General features: G+C 64.6%; 16 protein-coding genes and 1 other RNA gene. 14 read left to right on the top strand and 3 right to left on the bottom strand.

Annotation, left to right across the window (positions count from 1 at the left end; genetic code table 11):
* Positions 1-38: 38 nt before the first annotated feature.
* Positions 39-989, bottom strand: a complete 951-nt coding sequence (locus tag Q0L25_RS20780) for an RluA family pseudouridine synthase (protein ID WP_296617620.1) — start codon at positions 987-989, stop codon at positions 39-41.
* A gap of 18 nt (positions 990-1,007) precedes the next feature.
* Here Q0L25_RS20780 and Q0L25_RS20785 point away from each other — a divergent pair, with 18 nt between their 5' ends.
* The 13 genes from Q0L25_RS20785 to Q0L25_RS20845 all read left to right on the top strand — a co-directional run bounded on the left by Q0L25_RS20785 (position 1,008) and on the right by Q0L25_RS20845 (position 11,897).
* The gene (locus tag Q0L25_RS20785; RefSeq protein ID WP_296617621.1) at positions 1,008-1,481 is read left to right on the top strand and encodes a M67 family metallopeptidase; all 474 of its coding nucleotides are present in this window, start codon (positions 1,008-1,010) and stop codon (positions 1,479-1,481) included.
* 1 nt (position 1,482) lies between these two features.
* Complete coding sequence (locus Q0L25_RS20790) at positions 1,483-2,127, top strand: histidine phosphotransferase family protein (RefSeq protein WP_296617623.1); 645 nt, start codon at positions 1,483-1,485, stop codon at positions 2,125-2,127.
* A gap of 57 nt (positions 2,128-2,184) precedes the next feature.
* A complete protein-coding gene (locus tag Q0L25_RS20795) occupies positions 2,185-4,497 on the top strand; it encodes a chemotaxis protein CheW (protein ID WP_296617624.1) in 2,313 nt (770 codons plus the stop codon).
* Positions 4,494-4,934: a chemotaxis protein CheW gene (locus Q0L25_RS20800; protein ID WP_296617626.1), complete on the top strand. Its 441-nt coding sequence runs from the start codon at positions 4,494-4,496 to the stop codon at positions 4,932-4,934. Before Q0L25_RS20795 ends, Q0L25_RS20800 begins: the two co-directional genes overlap by 4 nt.
* A 91-nt stretch (positions 4,935-5,025) precedes the next feature.
* The gene (locus tag Q0L25_RS20805; protein WP_296617628.1) at positions 5,026-5,391 is read left to right on the top strand and encodes a response regulator; all 366 of its coding nucleotides are present in this window, start codon (positions 5,026-5,028) and stop codon (positions 5,389-5,391) included.
* A gap of 16 nt (positions 5,392-5,407) precedes the next feature.
* Positions 5,408-6,466, top strand: a complete 1,059-nt coding sequence (locus tag Q0L25_RS20810) for a chemotaxis protein CheB (protein ID WP_296617630.1) — start codon at positions 5,408-5,410, stop codon at positions 6,464-6,466.
* Positions 6,460-7,278 carry a protein-glutamate O-methyltransferase CheR gene (locus tag Q0L25_RS20815; RefSeq protein ID WP_296617632.1) on the top strand — a complete coding sequence of 273 codons (819 nt, stop codon included), beginning with the start codon at positions 6,460-6,462 and terminating at the stop codon, positions 7,276-7,278. The genes Q0L25_RS20810 and Q0L25_RS20815 overlap by 7 nt, the downstream gene beginning before the upstream one ends.
* 56 nt (positions 7,279-7,334) lie before the next feature.
* Complete coding sequence (locus tag Q0L25_RS20820; RefSeq protein ID WP_296617633.1) at positions 7,335-8,024, top strand: N-acetylmuramoyl-L-alanine amidase; 690 nt, start codon at positions 7,335-7,337, stop codon at positions 8,022-8,024.
* A 3-nt stretch (positions 8,025-8,027) separates the two neighbouring features.
* The gene (locus tag Q0L25_RS20825; RefSeq protein ID WP_296617635.1) at positions 8,028-8,384 is read left to right on the top strand and encodes a hypothetical protein; all 357 of its coding nucleotides are present in this window, start codon (positions 8,028-8,030) and stop codon (positions 8,382-8,384) included.
* Between the two features lie 41 nt (positions 8,385-8,425).
* Positions 8,426-8,791, top strand: an RNA gene (rnpB, locus tag Q0L25_RS20830) — RNase P RNA component class A.
* A 199-nt stretch (positions 8,792-8,990) separates the two neighbouring features.
* Complete coding sequence (locus Q0L25_RS20835) at positions 8,991-10,958, top strand: hypothetical protein (protein ID WP_296617636.1); 1,968 nt, start codon at positions 8,991-8,993, stop codon at positions 10,956-10,958.
* A 40-nt stretch (positions 10,959-10,998) separates the two neighbouring features.
* The gene (locus Q0L25_RS20840) at positions 10,999-11,538 is read left to right on the top strand and encodes a J domain-containing protein (protein ID WP_296617638.1); all 540 of its coding nucleotides are present in this window, start codon (positions 10,999-11,001) and stop codon (positions 11,536-11,538) included.
* Positions 11,520-11,897, top strand: a complete 378-nt coding sequence (locus tag Q0L25_RS20845; protein ID WP_296617640.1) for a (2Fe-2S) ferredoxin domain-containing protein — start codon at positions 11,520-11,522, stop codon at positions 11,895-11,897. The genes Q0L25_RS20840 and Q0L25_RS20845 overlap by 19 nt, the downstream gene beginning before the upstream one ends.
* Here the strand turns inward: Q0L25_RS20845 and Q0L25_RS20850 are convergent.
* Positions 11,864-13,015 carry a glycosyltransferase family 1 protein gene (locus Q0L25_RS20850; protein ID WP_296617642.1) on the bottom strand — a complete coding sequence of 384 codons (1,152 nt, stop codon included), beginning with the start codon at positions 13,013-13,015 and terminating at the stop codon, positions 11,864-11,866. The genes Q0L25_RS20845 and Q0L25_RS20850 overlap by 34 nt on opposite strands.
* A gap of 69 nt (positions 13,016-13,084) precedes the next feature.
* Between Q0L25_RS20850 and Q0L25_RS20855 the strand changes: the two genes are divergently transcribed.
* On the top strand, positions 13,085-13,795 hold the full coding sequence (locus Q0L25_RS20855) for a glutathione S-transferase N-terminal domain-containing protein (RefSeq protein WP_296617643.1): 711 nt from the start codon (positions 13,085-13,087) through the stop codon (positions 13,793-13,795).
* 71 nt (positions 13,796-13,866) lie between these two features.
* Here Q0L25_RS20855 and Q0L25_RS20860 read toward each other — a convergent pair whose 3' ends face one another.
* Positions 13,867-14,247, bottom strand: coding sequence for a hypothetical protein (locus Q0L25_RS20860; RefSeq protein ID WP_296617645.1), 381 nt, complete (start codon positions 14,245-14,247; stop codon positions 13,867-13,869).
* Positions 14,248-14,306 lie beyond the last annotated feature (59 nt).

Consider the following 14,306-nt stretch of genomic DNA (forward strand, 5'->3'; position numbering starts at 1 on the left):
GCCCCTTCGAGAGGCGACGTGCCGCACTGCAACAAAACTCAATCGCTGAGTGTATCGAACAGTTCCCGCATGTCCGCTGGGATTTCACTATCGAACGACAAAGCGTTTCTTGTGATGGGGTGGATGAACCCGAGATGCGCCGCGTGCAATGCCTGGCGGCGGAAATTCAGGGTTTCCAGAACCTTCCTGTGAACCTGTTTTGTTCTACCATAAACCGGGTCGCCAATCAAGGGGTGGCCGATCGACGCCATGTGCACGCGCACCTGGTGGGTACGGCCGGTCTCCAGCTTGCACTCGACCAGATCGGCCTCATGCAAGCTTCTGATCTTGCGCCAATGCGTTACCGCCCGCTTGCCGGTACGTACGATCGCGACTTTCTTGCGGTTCTGCGGACTGCGCGCCAGCGGTGCATCCACCGTGCCGCTGGCGGATGTCAGATGACCCGAGACCAGCGCGCGATAGCGACGATCGATCGAGTGGTCGGCGAACTGCTTGGCGAGGCCTTCATGCGCGCGATCGGTCTTCGCCGCTACCATCAGACCCGACGTATCCTTATCGATGCGATGCACGATCCCGGGCCGCGCGACGCCACCGATCCCCGACAGGCTGCCACCGCAATGGTGGAGCAGGGCGTTGACCAAGGTGCCGTCCAAATTGCCGGCGGCGGGGTGGACGACCAGCCCGGCGGGCTTGTCGATCACGATCAGATGCTCGTCCTCGAACGCGATATCGAGCGGGATGTCCTGCGCTTCGTTATGCGCGGGCCGCGGGACCGGCATGGTGACGGTGAATGTTTCGCCACCCGCGAGCTTGCGCGCCGGGTCGCGCATCAGCGTACCCGACGGGTCGCTGACCGCGCCCGACGAAATGAGCGCCTTCAACCGCTCGCGTGACAGCGTAGGCACGGCATCCGCCAGCGCCCGATCGAGCCGCCAGCCTTTGGCTGTGCCCGAAACCACTGCTTCGATGATGGAAACCCCCGGAACCATTCGTGTAGGGAGATGGGGATGAGGTTGGAAATTTCAAGGTCCGCGGTGGACGCCATCGTGGTGGAAGCGGCGTCTCGTGCCGACCGCGAGGTATGCGGGCTGTTGCTGGGACGTGGAATGCGGGTCGAGCGCGTCGTGCCGTGCCGAAACGTGGCTTCTGATCCTGCGGTCGCGTTCGAGATCGACCCGGCGGCGCTGATCTCCGCGCATCGCAGCGCAAGAGAAGGCGGCCCTGCGGTGATCGGCCATTATCACTCGCATCCTTCCGGTTCGCTCGTGCCTTCTCAACGCGACGCGGAGGCTGCAGCCGCAGACGGCTCCATCTGGGCCATCGCGGCACGCGGCGCGCTTGCCTGGTGGCGCGCCGTGCCGAATGGATCGATCAAAGGCGCATTCGAGCCGATAAACTGCGACTTGCTGCCGGAAGGTTGCACGACCGTCGCCCCTCCGCCAGAAGAGCAAAGTCCAGTGCGACCAATGAAAGCATATTGAAATGACCATGACCTCGGTCGACTTCGCCAGCCTGCTCTGCTCGCGTCTCTGCCACGACCTGCTCAGCCCCGTGGGCGCGCTCAACAACGGGCTCGAATTGCTTGCCGACGAGCATGATCCGGAGATGCGCGCGCGCTGTCTCGAATTGCTCAACGAAAGTGCGCGGGCGTCGGCCAACAAGCTCAAATTCTTTCGCCTGGCGTTCGGAGCGGCCGGCGGGTTCGGCGAGACGGTCGACACGCGCGAGACGCGCTCGGCGATCGAGGGATTGTTCAGCGACAACGCGAAGCTGTCGATCGGCTGGATGGTCGAGGAAGCGACCTTGCCCAAACCGGCAACCAAGGTGTTGCTCAACCTTGCGCTGATCGCAGGCGACGCGCTGGTGCGCGGCGGCCAGCTCGATATCGGTGCCGAGGAGAATGCGGGAAACATCGAAATCGTCGTCCGCGCGGAGGGGCCGCGGCTGGTGCTCGATCAGGAATTGCGCACGACGTTGCTCGGCGAACAGGGCGATGCGACGATCACGCCGCGTGCCGCAGCCGCCTATCTGGTCCATTCGCTAGTCCGCGATGGCGACGGGAAGGTCCAGATCTCCGAACCGGATGCGCCCGTTCTGCTGTTCGGTGTGACAATTCGCGCCGGGTAAACGTCTCTTTTACCACTGTTCGTCCAAGGTCGTCCCGCGCATCAAGCCCGGGGACCCATGGACGATCTGCTCCAGGAATTCATTGCCGAAACCCGCGAGACGCTCGACGCTCTCTCGGGCGAGATCGTCGCGTGGGAAGCCGATCCGGCCGACCGCGCGCGGCTCGACGCGATTTTTCGGTTCGTCCACACCGTCAAGGGAAGCTGCGGATTCCTCGATCTGCCCCGTCTGGCGCGCCTGAGTCATGCCGCGGAAGACGTGCTTGCCGCGGTTCGTTCGGGCGAGCGGACGCCTGACCAGAAACTGGTCACCGCAGTGCTGGCGATCGTCGATCGTATCGGCGAGATCGTCGAGGCGATCGACGCCGGTGCCGCGCTCGACGATAGCGGCGAGGAATTGCTGATCGCCGCGCTCAATTCGGGCGCCGAAGCGGCTGCTCCCGCCGCTCAACAGGCCCCCAGCGGCCAGCGTGTCGGCAATCGCAGCGTGCGGCTGTCGACCGATCTGCTCGATCGCATGATGTCGGGCATGTCGGACATGGTGCTGGCACGAAACGAACTCGCGCGCCGCATGCGCGATCAGAATGTCGATCCGACGATCGAAGCCGCGCTCGACCGCCTGTCGCTGACGGTGGCGGAGATGCGCGACACCGTGACCCGGACGCGCATGCAGAAAGTCGATGCGTTGTTCTCCGCCTTGCCGCGGATGGTGCGCGATACGGCCGCTGAGGTCGGTAAGTCGGTGCAACTGCAGATCGAAGGATCCGACGTCGAACTCGATCGCGAGATGATCGAGATGATGCGCGATCCGCTCGTCCACATCATCCGCAATTCGATCGACCATGGCATCGAAAGTGCCGAGGAACGCCGTGCCCTGGGCAAGCGCGAAGTCGGGCGGCTGGTCGTTTCCGCGCGCCAGTCGGGCAATCAGATCATCCTCGAAGTCGCCGACGACGGCCGGGGAATCGATACCGATCGGCTGGTTCAGAAGCTCACCGTCTCGGGCCAGTCGCGCGGTCGCGATCTGTCGATGCTGAGCGAACGCGCCAAGCTCGACCTGATCTTCGAGCCTGGCCTGTCGACCAAGGACGAAGTCACCGCGATTTCCGGACGGGGCGTCGGGATGGACGTCGTGCGCGCCAATATCGAACAGATCGGCGGACGGATCGATCTGGTCAACGCCAAGGACCGCGGACTGCGAATCCTGATCCACGTGCCGCTGACATTGTCGATCATTCCCGCGATCGTGATCGGTATCGCCGGCCAGCGTTTCGCGGTCACGCGCCAGGCGATCGAGGAGATCGTCCACGTCTCCGGCGACACGATCCGCGTCGACCTGCTTGGCGATACGCCGGCGGCGACGGTGCGCGATCGCCGCATGCCGCTGGTCGATCTCGCCGCATTGCTCGGGCTGCGTGCCACCGATCCGATGGCGGCCGACATGCTGGCGATCATCAGTGCCAGTGGTGGCAGTTTCGCCGTCGCGGTCGATTCGGTGCTCGATCACGAGGAATTGGTGATCAAGCCGGCGTCGCCGGCGGTCATGGCGACGGGCATCTATGCCGGCCAGACCTTGCCCGACAGCGGCTCGCCGATGCTGCTGCTCGATTGCGCCGGGGTCGCCGCGGCGGCCGGCATCAACTTCGCGCGCGACACGGCGGTCGAGGAAGAGGAGGCAAGCGAGCCAGAGGCGATCTCGGCCGACGCACTGCTGTTCAACGATCTCGACGGGCGCCGCCGCGCGGTGCCGCTGGCGATCGTCGACCGTGTCGAGACGGTCCATAGCTCCAATGTGCGGTTCAGCGGTGGCCGGATGCGTCTGTTGGTCGACGATCGAATCGTGCCGCTTGCCGCGCTCGGCGAGACCGACGGTCATACCGAACTCGCGGTGCTGAGGATCAAGGATGGCGATGCGGAGATCGCTTATGCGATCGCCGAGCCGGTCGACATCGTCGCCATTCCGCCCGAAATCTCCCCGTCGGCGCAACCCGGGCCGATCCTGGGGGTCGTCGTGATCGGCGACGAACAGGTCGAACTGATCGATCCGCAATGGCTGCTGGGTCCTGATGCGGAGGACATCGTCCGACCCGGTGCGCCGCTCTGCCTGATCGACAGCCAGTCGGACAGCTGGATCGCGACCTTCCTGAAGCCGGTACTCGAACAAGCCGGGTATCGTGTTTCGACCAAGGCGAATGCGGACGAACAGCCGGCGGTGATCCTGACCACGGATGCCGCGCAGGCCGCTGCACGCGATGGCCGGGTTCTACGTCTCAGCAATGATCGGCGCGACACTGGCGGCGATGATCGCGTCTATCGCTATGACCGCGCCGGGTTGCTCGCGGCGGTCGCCAAACGGGTAAATGTGGCATGAGCGAGCAACTTTTCCTGATCGCCCATATTGCCGGCCGCGGAGTCGCGATCGACTCGGCGCAGGTCGAGTCGGTAGTCGATATCGGTGCGGTCGTCCCGACGCCGCGGGCCGCGCCGCATATCCGCGGCCTGGCCGCGTTGCGCAGCCGGGTAGTGACGGTCATCGATACGCATGCCGCGCTCGGCCTGCCCAAGCTCGCCATCGCCGGATCGCGCGCGGTCATCACGGTGGTCGACGGACATCATTACGCCGTGCTGGTCGATAGCCTGGAGGACGTCGCGCCGTTCGTCGCCGCGCCGCTGCCGTCGGGGATCGGGCTGGACGCGGGCTGGCGTGAGGCCGGTTGCGGTGCAGTCGAGCGCGACGGCGAGCCGATTCTGGCGATCGACCTCACCGCGCTCGTCCACGGGCCGTCGAACGACGCGAATGCAATCTAGGCTGCAGAGCGGATCTGCACGCTAATTAACCGAGTGATCACGGTTTGGCGGGTAAGCCCTTGGATGGGCCTAGTAACGGGGTGTTTCGGTCATGAAGACGTGTCTGGTTGTCGATGATTCCAAGGTGATCCGCAAGGTCGCCCGCCATATCCTCGAGACGTTGAATTTCGAGGTGAACGAGGCCGCCGACGGCAAGGAGGCGCTCGACAGCTGCATGACGTCGGTTCCCGACGTGATCCTGCTGGATTGGAACATGCCGGTGATGAGCGGGATGGATTTCCTGCGTGCGCTCCGCGACACCGCATTGTCGAGCCGGCCCAAGGTCGTGTTCTGCACGACCGAGAACGGCATGGCCTATATCCGCGCCGCGATCGAAGCGGGCGCCGACGAATATGTGATGAAGCCGTTCGATCGCGAAACGCTGGAATCGAAGCTGCAGATCGTCGGCCTGGCCTAAACTCACTGGTGCCGTGATGGCGAGCAAGGCTCCCGACATTCCCCATTTCGAGGCGCCACCCTCGGTCCTGATCGTCGACGATTCGGTCGTTGCACGCGCCGTGATCGCGCGGGCGATCGACAGCGGTGGCCGCTTCCTGGTGGCCGGCGCGGTCCAGGACGCCAAGGCGGCGCTCGCGTTCCTGGCGCGGCACCGCGTCGACATAATCCTGCTCGACATCGAAATGCCGGGAATCGACGGCCTGACCGCCTTGCCCGACCTGATCGCGGCGGGCCAGGGTGCCCGCGTACTGGTCGTGTCCTCGGCATGCGCCGACGGCGCCGCCTCAACGGTCCAGGCCTTGGCGTTGGGCGCCGCCGATACGCTGGTCAAACCCGAGGTCGGGGCCTTTGCCGGGCGCTTCGGCGATCAACTCAACGAACGCCTCATTCGACTGGTAGAGGCCGATGAGGTCGTCGCGCCGCGGACTCCGGCGGCGGCCATCGCGCCGGGAAACGACTATGATATCGTCGCGATCGGTGCCTCGACCGGTGGCATCCACGCGCTCAGTCAATTGCTCCGGGCAATCCCCGCCGAGTTCCGCTTGCCGATCCTGATCACCCAGCATCTGCCCGAATCGTTCATGCCCTATTTTGCCGCGCAGGTCGCGGTGCTGGCCAATCGTCCCTGCGAGGTGGCGGAGGACCGCGTTCGCATACGTCCCGGCCGCATTCTGATCGCGCCGGGCCGCGCGCATATGCGCTGCGTCGCGATGGGCGATGACGTCGTGATCCGTCTATCCACCGTGGCATCGGCCAGCGGCTGTCTGCCATCGGTCGACCCCATGCTGCAATCGGTAGCCGAGGTCTATGGCGCACGCGCGCTCGGCGTGATGCTGAGCGGCATGGGCCGCGATGGCGCGATCGGCGCGGGGCAGCTGGCCGCCGCCGGCGGCAGCGTCGTCGTGCAGGACCGCGCATCCTCGGTGGTCTGGGGCATGCCCGGCGCCGTGGTCTCCGGGGGGATCGCGGACGCGATCCTGCCGCCGGACGAGATCGGCCAATTGATCGCGCGCCGTCGGCGGCCTTCATGCTGACGCCGCGCCCCGCCGGCGCGGTCGCGGAATTCATCGCGCTGCTCGAGGCGCGCACCGGGCAGCAAATGGCGGCCAACCGCAATTGGCGCATCGAAACCGCGCTGAAGCCGGTGATGCGCGATACCGGCCACCACACGCTGGAGAAGCTCGCCGAAGCGATCCGCGCGGACCGTGGCGGACCGCTCGCCGACCGGGTGGTCGACGAATTGCTCAACCAGGAGAGTTCGTTCTTCCGCGACGCCGCGGTATTCGACATCGTCGAACAGGCAGTCTCGGCTATTCCCGATACGCGGCGTCCGCGGATCTGGTCGGCGGGTTGCTCGAACGGACAGGAGCCGCTCAGTCTGGCGATGCTTTTCGCCGAAAAACTCGACCGCCAAATGCCCGAGATCCTCGCTACCGACGTCTCCGAAGCGGCGTTGAACAAGGCACGCGCCGGACGGTACACCCAGTTCGAAATCCAGCGCGGCTTGCCGATCCGGCGGATGATGCAATGGTTCGATTCGGTCGATGGCGACTGGATCGCCAATCCCGGGCTGACGCGGATGGTTTCGTTCCGCCGGATGAACCTTGTCGCCGATTCGCTGCCAATCGGTCGCTTCGACGTCATCCTGTGCCGCAACGTGCTATTGTATTTCTCGCTCGAGATGCGTCGCGCGGTTCTCGGGCGGCTCGCGCAAGTGCTGCGTCCCGACGGCGTGTTGGTGCTCGGCGCCGGTGAGACGGTGATTGGCCAGACCGATGCCTTCCGCCCCAGCCAACGCTACCGCGGCCTGTACGAGCCGAACTGGGCCGCCGCCGCGGCTGCGTGATTCCGGAGGCGGCGGGACGGTTTACTTTCGCCGCGCTTGGCCGCAATTCAGCGCGTGTGAAGATCATCGATACCCCGTCGCCCAATTTCAACGAGCGGCAGCTGCCGGTCTCGATGATCGTGCTGCACTATACCGGCATGGAAAGCGCGGAGGCGGCGCTGGCGCGGCTGACCGATCCGGCAGCCGAGGTGTCGGCGCATTATCTGATCGACGAGGACGGGACGATCCATCGCCTGGTGGCTGAGGACAAGCGCGCCTGGCACGCCGGCAAATCGCATTGGCGCGGGATTACCGACGTCAATTCGGCCTCAATCGGGATCGAACTGGTCAATCCCGGTCACGAATTCGGCTATCGCGACTTCGCGCCCGCGCAGATCGAGGCGCTGATCCCGCTACTCGGCGAGATCAAGGATCGCCATGAGATCACGCGGGGCAATATCGTCGGCCATTCGGACGTCGCGCCGACCAGGAAGCAGGACCCGGGCGAGCTGTTCCCCTGGGGCCAGCTTGCGCGGTTGCGGCTGGCATTGCCGCGCCCGACCAAGAATCTGATGGATCCCCTGTGGAGCGACGCCGGCTTCCTGTTGGCACTCGAACGCTTCGGCTATGAAGTCACCGACAAGCTCGCAGCGGTGGTCGCGTTCCAGCGCCGTTTTCGCCCCGAACTGATCGACGGCGAGATCGATGGCGAGTGCCGGTGCCTGTTGCTCGCGCTGCTGCTGCCCAAACCGCAGGGCGACGAGTAGCGCATGACCAGACTACCTGGATACCTCCAGGTGCGCCGCTGGGTGGATCGCGATCTCTCGGATAATCGCCTTAGGTCCGTCGCGATGTCGGCGACGTTCCTGCCGATCTTCACGATTGTCCTGATAGCGCCCCTTCTTCCCGGATCATTGAAGGTTGCGGGCTGGATCGTGGCGCTCGGGACCGGTAGCTCTTGGGGGGTCTTTATCATTTGGCGGGCGTTCAAGTTGGCCAAAGCCGCGCTTATCCGAGGCGACCGCGCCTACGATCAGACCGGCAAGTTAGCCCTTCCTCCTGAATACCGTGACACCGAAAGCGCGGCGCGTGCGCTCAAGCGCCGTGGTCCCAGAGGTAAGAGTTAATGAGTAGGAATCCGGTCAGCCTTCCGCTAAGTCGGCTGGCGCCAGAGGGTCGGGCGGCCGCGGGTGCGCAAGCACGCGAGGAAAGTCCGGGCTCCGCGGAACGACGGTGGCGGGTAATGCCCGCCGGGGGTGACCCCAGGGACAGTGCCACAGAGAGCAGACCGCCAACCCGGTTCGCCGGGAGGTAAGGGTGAAAGGGTGCGGCAAGAGCGCACCGCGCTTCTGGTAACAGCGGCGGCATGGCAAACCCCACCGGGAGCAAGACCGAATAGGGGCGGCATATGGGTGTGTTCCCACCCGTCGCCCGGGTTGGTTGCTGGAGGCGGCGCGCGAGCGTCGTCCTAGAGGAATGGTCGCCCATCCGCGCAAGCGGTGGACAGAACCCGGCTTACAGACCCTCTGGCGCTCATGCGCGGCGATTAGCGGAAGCTAATCGCCGAAGCGCGATGCGCACGCATGAGCGCGGCCGGCTTCGCAAAGCGAGGACCGACGGCGCGCGATTAACTCGCGCGCCGCATCCTGCCTTTTCCATCAAAAGTCCAGTTTCCCGCCATCTTTTCCTGATATCGAATGTCGGCTAACCTGCGGCAAAAGCGGGGGGAAATTATGCGCGGATTGCTTCTCGGCGCGGCTGTGCTTGCGATGGTTCCGATGCTGGCACTGGCGGACACCACCGCGCCGCCGCTCACCATTCAACAGGCATTCGACGCCGCCACGGTGCTGCAGGATAGCGGCAAGTATGTCGACGCGTTGGCCGCCTGGGAAAAACTGGAACCGCGCGTCGCGAACAAGCCGCGCAGTCTGGCCATCGTCCGGTTGCGCAAGGGCCTCGCGCTCTATCGGCTCGATCGCCGTGACGAAGCGGTGATAGCTACGCGCGCCGCGCTCGAGGTTCTGCCGGCAACCGAGCCGGCGCTGCGCGACGATCGCATCCAGGGCTATAATGTGCTCGCCAAGGTGGCCGAAGCGTCGCTGGACTATGCGACCGCAGCCGATAATTACCGCCGCGCCGAAGCATTGGCGATTACGCCGATCGAGCATCTCGGTGCGCTGCGCGGGATTGTCGAAACGGAGACGTTTTTCGACTCCGACGCGGCGGTCGCCGACCTCGCTCGCGTCCAGCCCTGGCTCGCCGACAAGTCGGTCGAAAACGTCTCGCGGGCGGCGCTCAAGCGCGTGGAAAGCCAGTTACTGCTCAATCGCGGCGATTTCGCAGGCGCGCGGACTGCCGCAGGAGAGGCGGTCAAGTTGCTCGGCGGACTGACCAGCAGAACCGACTTGAACGATGTCGCCGCGCGATCGAATTACGCGATCGCGGCGATGATGCTGGGCGACCGCGACGATGCCCGCAAATATATGGCCTATACCGGTGCCGGGCGGGTTCAGTCCGGGTCGTTCGACCCCGCGGTGCAAATGACGCCCCCCGATTGCGGCGGCGATTCGGACCTTGGGCCCGACGACACCGCGGTTGTGGAATTCTCGATCGCCGACGATGGCGCGGTCAGCTATGCCGCGCCCGTTTATTCGTCGCGCGGAGGCAAGGTTGCGCTGCCCTTTGCCCGGGCGGTGCGCAACTGGTCGTGGACGCCAGAGCAGGTCAAAGCGCTTCCGGCTTTCTTTCGCTACCGCGCACGCGTTGAACTGCGCTGTTCGACCGAATTTCCCAAGCCGTCGCTGCTCGATTATCTCGACAAGAGGCTGTCGAAATGGCTCGATGAACGCGGCATCGATACGCCGTTGAAGCGCGACGGCGCCGATGCGGCCTTGCTGGCCGACGAGCGCAGGGAATTAGCCGATCTCGAAAAGGCTAAGGGTGCCGACGCTCTCGCCCTGGTCCCGATCCTGCACGTTTTGTCGCGCAATTCGGTGCTGCAGATCGAGGAGGCCGCAAGGTTGGCGCAGCGCGAGGCCGCGATCCTGACGGCCAATAAGGCACCGGCCATGGCGCGGCTGTCCGCCGACTTGAAGGGTTGGCAGAGCAAGAATTCCGATAGTTGGGGTGGCCGGCGCTATTTCCGGATGCTCGAAGCCGCCGCTTCGAACGGACCCTACGCCGAAGATCCAGAGGCTCGCGCGGTACTCCGGCTGATGATGTCCGACGCGTCGCGTGGGTTCGACAAGGAGCGCAGCCTGGTGTTGCTCGACCAAGTCGCCACCGACGCGGCGCTGCCCGCGGAGGATGGATTCAAAGTCGGCGCGCTCATCCGCAAGGCGTCGATCCTCACCCAGCGCGGCGACCTTGCTGCCGCCAAGGCCGTCTATGCGCAGACCGGCACGACCGCCGAACAATGCTCGCTGATCGATTCGGCGCCCCGCCTGGTCGGTGTTGGCGGGACTTTTCCCGACGAAGCCAAGATGTGGGGTTTCGAGGGCTGGGTGTCGGTGCAATTCGACGTCGGTGCCGATGGCCGGACGATCAACCAGCGCGCGGTCGTCTCCTACCCGCCATTCATCTTCACCAAGGCGGGCGACGATACGCTCAAGACCGCGCGTTACGAAAAGGCGTTTCGGCCCGACGGTGGGATAGGATGCGGTGGCGTTACCCAGCGCGTCAGGTTCACGATGCGTAACTGAGCGCGCTTGCGCTCGCACGCCCAATGCCTATGTCGCGCACATGGCGCGTCCGACCCGATCCGACAATTGGGGCTTTCCCCGCTGGGGCAGCTATGGCTCGACTCGCGAGGCGACTCGCGTACGGATGTGCGATCGCCATGGATGCGATCAACCGGGCAATTGCCCCGCGCCCAAATCCCCCAACAGCCCCGAGCGCTGGTATTTCTGCCAGGATCATGCTGCCGAGTATAATCGCGGCTGGAATTATTTTGAGGGCCTGAGCGCGGAAGAAGCCGCCGAACGCGAGGCCGCCGAAACGCGGACGGCGAACGGCTATGCCGAATCGCGACATTATGGCTGGGGCGGATCGGGCGACGGCAGCCGGTCGCGCGACGAAATGCGTGCGCTCGATGTTCTCGAACTCGATGCGGACGCCGATTTCGAAGCGGTCCGCGCGGCCTGGCGCAAGCTGGCCAAGGAATGGCATCCCGACGTGCGCCAGGGGGACGAGGAGGCCGCGAAACGCTTTCAGGCGATCCAGGCTGCCTATGACGTCTTGCGCGCCGCCGAGGAAAACCGAGCGTGGCGACCGACGAGCTAGTCGATCAAGAGCTGGGCGCGTTGGGACGAGGGCTTGCGAGTCGCTGGTCGGGCGCGATTCTGGTTTGCTCCAAATGCTCTAAGAAGCTCGGCGGCGGGTTCGGTCGCAAGGGTAAGACCAGCCTGGGCAAGGCGCTGCGCAAGCGTTTTGGCCTGAAGAAGGGGCGCAAGTCGCCGGTCGGACTGATCGAGGTCAAATGCCTGGGCGTCTGTCCGAAAGGCGCGGTGACGTTGGTCGATACCAGCCGGCCCGGCACCTGGAGACTGGTACCCGCGGGCGCCGATGTCGAAGCGATCGGCCGCGACCTGGGACTCGAACCGGGTGGTCAGGCGCCGCGACGCGCCATCACGTCGAGATAAGTCTGCAGCATCACTTCGTTGACCGGGCCCCAGACATAGGCCTGTGCCTTGGCATGGCCCGAAGCGCCGGCCGACGCGCGCAGCGAATCGTCTTCGATCAGCCGTTGAATGGCGTCGGCATAGGCGTTGACGTCGCGCGGCGGGACCAGGAAGCCGTTGACCCCCTCTTCGACCAGATCGACCGCGCCGGTCGCGCGCGCCGCGACCACCGCGACGCCGGCCGCCATCGCTTCCGATGTGACATTTCCGAACGTCTCGGTGACGGAAGGATTGAAGAACACATCCATCCCGGCCACAGCGCGGCCAAGATCGTCACCGCTCTGAAAGCCAGCGAATACCGCGTCGGGCACGCGATCGGCGAACCAGTCGCGCGCAGGGCCGTCACCGACCACCAGTACCTTGTGACGGATGCCGCGCCTGGTCAGCTCGTTGACCACGTCGGCAAAGATATCGAGACCCTTTTCGAGCACGAGCCGGCCGAGAAAGCCGACCGCCACCTCGTCATCGGCGATGCCCAGCGAGCGGCGCCAGGCCAGGTCGCGCCGGCCGGGATTGAAGCGTTCGTGATTGACGCCGCGCGACCAGATACTGACGGGCACCGTCACGCCCCACGACTTGATCAGCTCGGCGACCGAGGGAGAGGGCACGACCACTTCGTCGACGCGATTGTAGAAGCGGGTCAGCATGCTGGTCAGCAACGGCTCGACGAACCCGATGCGATAATAGCGCGGATAGGTTTCGAACCGCGTGTGGAAAGAGGCGACCGAGGCGATGTCGTGCCGCCGCGCCCAGGTCACCGCGCGATGGCCGAGGATTTCGGGCGCAGAAACATGGACGAGGTTGGGGGCGAACGCCTCAAGGTCGGCGCGCACCTTTTTCGGCAGGCCGCGAGCCAATTTGTATTCGGCGCGGCCGGCCGGCATCGGGATCGCCGGCACACTCACGAGGTCTCCGGTTGGCGCAAAGGCCGGCTCGTCGACGGTCGGCGAATAGACGCGCACCTTCACACCGCGATCGAGCAGGTGGCCGACCAACAGGTTGAGCGCCTGATTGGCGCCATCCCGCGTGTAATTATAGTTACCGCTGAACAGCGCGATACGAAGATCGCTTGGTTGCATGCCACCGCCCATAGCGGCGCGGGGGCGGCTTGCCTATCTACTCGCAATCGCAACTCGAGGAGGCGCCGCGTGGCTGATCTATCGTCCTTCCCCATCACCAGGAAATGGCCGGCGGCCGATCCGAACGTCATCCAATATTACGGCTTGCCAACGCCCAACGGGGTCAAGGTGACGATCATGCTGGAGGAATTGGGCGTACCGTACGAGGCGCATCTGGTTGATTTCGCCAAAGACGATCAGAAATCGCCCGAATTCGAAAGCCTCAACCCCAATGGCAAGATTCCGGCGATTATCGATCCCGACGGGCCCGGCGGCAAACCCATGGGCTTGTTCGAAACCGGCGCGATCCTGCTCTATCTTGCCGACAAGACCGGCAAGTTCATCCCCGCCGATCCTGCCCGACGCTGGGAAACCATCGCCTGGCTGATGTGGCAGATGGGCGGGGTAGGGCCGATGTTCGGCCAACTCGGCTTCTTCAACAAATTCGCCGGCAAGGACTATGAGGACAAGCGTCCGCGCGACCGCTACGTCGCCGAGAGCAAGCGGCTGCTCGGGGTGCTCGACCGGCGGCTGGATGGCCGCACCTGGATCATGAGCGACGAATATACCATCGCCGACATCGCCACCCTGGGCTGGGTGCGGAATCTGATCGGCTTCTACGAAGCACGCGACCTCGTCGAGTTCGACACGTTCAAGAATGTCGGGGCGTGGTTGGAGCGCGGGCTGGCGCGGCCGGCGGTGCAGAAGGGACTGACGATCCCGGCGCGGCCGGGAAGCTAAGGATAAGGCGGCAGAGACGCCCAGCTCTCATCGACGCGCCATCATTATCGTCCGGAGCCGCTGGCCTCGTGTTAATCCGGGGCCATTTGGCAATTGGGGCCAACCCATTTATTGATCGACGTATCGAGTTCGTTGTCCATCATTGCGGCCGTGCAGATCGGATAGCGACCATCCCCTCTGCGTGCCATGCTGCGGTCTCTATAGATACGCAGGAGCGTATCTCGATCGGGCGGCTGCTGTCTGTCCTGAGCCAGCGAAAGCCGCATCACGCAGTTTGCGAATGCATCTGTGCCCGGCTCGAAACCATAGTCTGCGCAACGCGCCTTGTTCTTGTCCGTTCTTTTATCTGCATGCGCTACAGTCACGGCAATTCCCGAAAATCCTACCGCCGCCAAGATCGAAAAGGATAAAGCGCGCATCGTCTGTCCCTTCGTCGAGTTAAGGCCTTCCATTTTCGAATGAATTTTGTGCTGGAAGCTATCGGCAATTGCAACAAGATCCAGGACCTTGT

It is taken from the genome of Sphingomonas sp. (assembly GCF_024508665.1).
In the GTDB taxonomy this organism is placed as follows: Bacteria; Pseudomonadota; Alphaproteobacteria; order Sphingomonadales; family Sphingomonadaceae; genus Sphingomonas.

What these genes read in the sequence shown, in the direction of transcription:
- Q0L25_RS20840 (WP_296617638.1), top strand. Translation starts at nt 10,999, where the DNA reads ATGGCGCGTCCGACCCGATCCGACAATTGGGGCTTTCCCCGCTGGGGC.
- Q0L25_RS20805 (WP_296617628.1), top strand. Translation starts at nt 5,026, where the DNA reads ATGAAGACGTGTCTGGTTGTCGATGATTCCAAGGTGATCCGCAAGGTC.
- Q0L25_RS20800 (WP_296617626.1), top strand. Translation starts at nt 4,494, where the DNA reads ATGAGCGAGCAACTTTTCCTGATCGCCCATATTGCCGGCCGCGGAGTC.
- Q0L25_RS20835 (WP_296617636.1), top strand. Translation starts at nt 8,991, where the DNA reads ATGCGCGGATTGCTTCTCGGCGCGGCTGTGCTTGCGATGGTTCCGATG.
- Q0L25_RS20790 (WP_296617623.1), top strand. Translation starts at nt 1,483, where the DNA reads ATGACCATGACCTCGGTCGACTTCGCCAGCCTGCTCTGCTCGCGTCTC.
- Q0L25_RS20785 (WP_296617621.1), top strand. Translation starts at nt 1,008, where the DNA reads ATGAGGTTGGAAATTTCAAGGTCCGCGGTGGACGCCATCGTGGTGGAA.
- Q0L25_RS20815 (WP_296617632.1), top strand. Translation starts at nt 6,460, where the DNA reads ATGCTGACGCCGCGCCCCGCCGGCGCGGTCGCGGAATTCATCGCGCTG.
- Q0L25_RS20825 (WP_296617635.1), top strand. Translation starts at nt 8,028, where the DNA reads ATGACCAGACTACCTGGATACCTCCAGGTGCGCCGCTGGGTGGATCGC.
- Q0L25_RS20780 (WP_296617620.1), bottom strand. Translation starts at nt 989, where the DNA reads ATGGTTCCGGGGGTTTCCATCATCGAAGCAGTGGTTTCGGGCACAGCC.
- Q0L25_RS20795 (WP_296617624.1), top strand. Translation starts at nt 2,185, where the DNA reads ATGGACGATCTGCTCCAGGAATTCATTGCCGAAACCCGCGAGACGCTC.
- Q0L25_RS20860 (WP_296617645.1), bottom strand. Translation starts at nt 14,247, where the DNA reads ATGGAAGGCCTTAACTCGACGAAGGGACAGACGATGCGCGCTTTATCC.
- Q0L25_RS20810 (WP_296617630.1), top strand. Translation starts at nt 5,408, where the DNA reads ATGGCGAGCAAGGCTCCCGACATTCCCCATTTCGAGGCGCCACCCTCG.
- Q0L25_RS20850 (WP_296617642.1), bottom strand. Translation starts at nt 13,015, where the DNA reads ATGCAACCAAGCGATCTTCGTATCGCGCTGTTCAGCGGTAACTATAAT.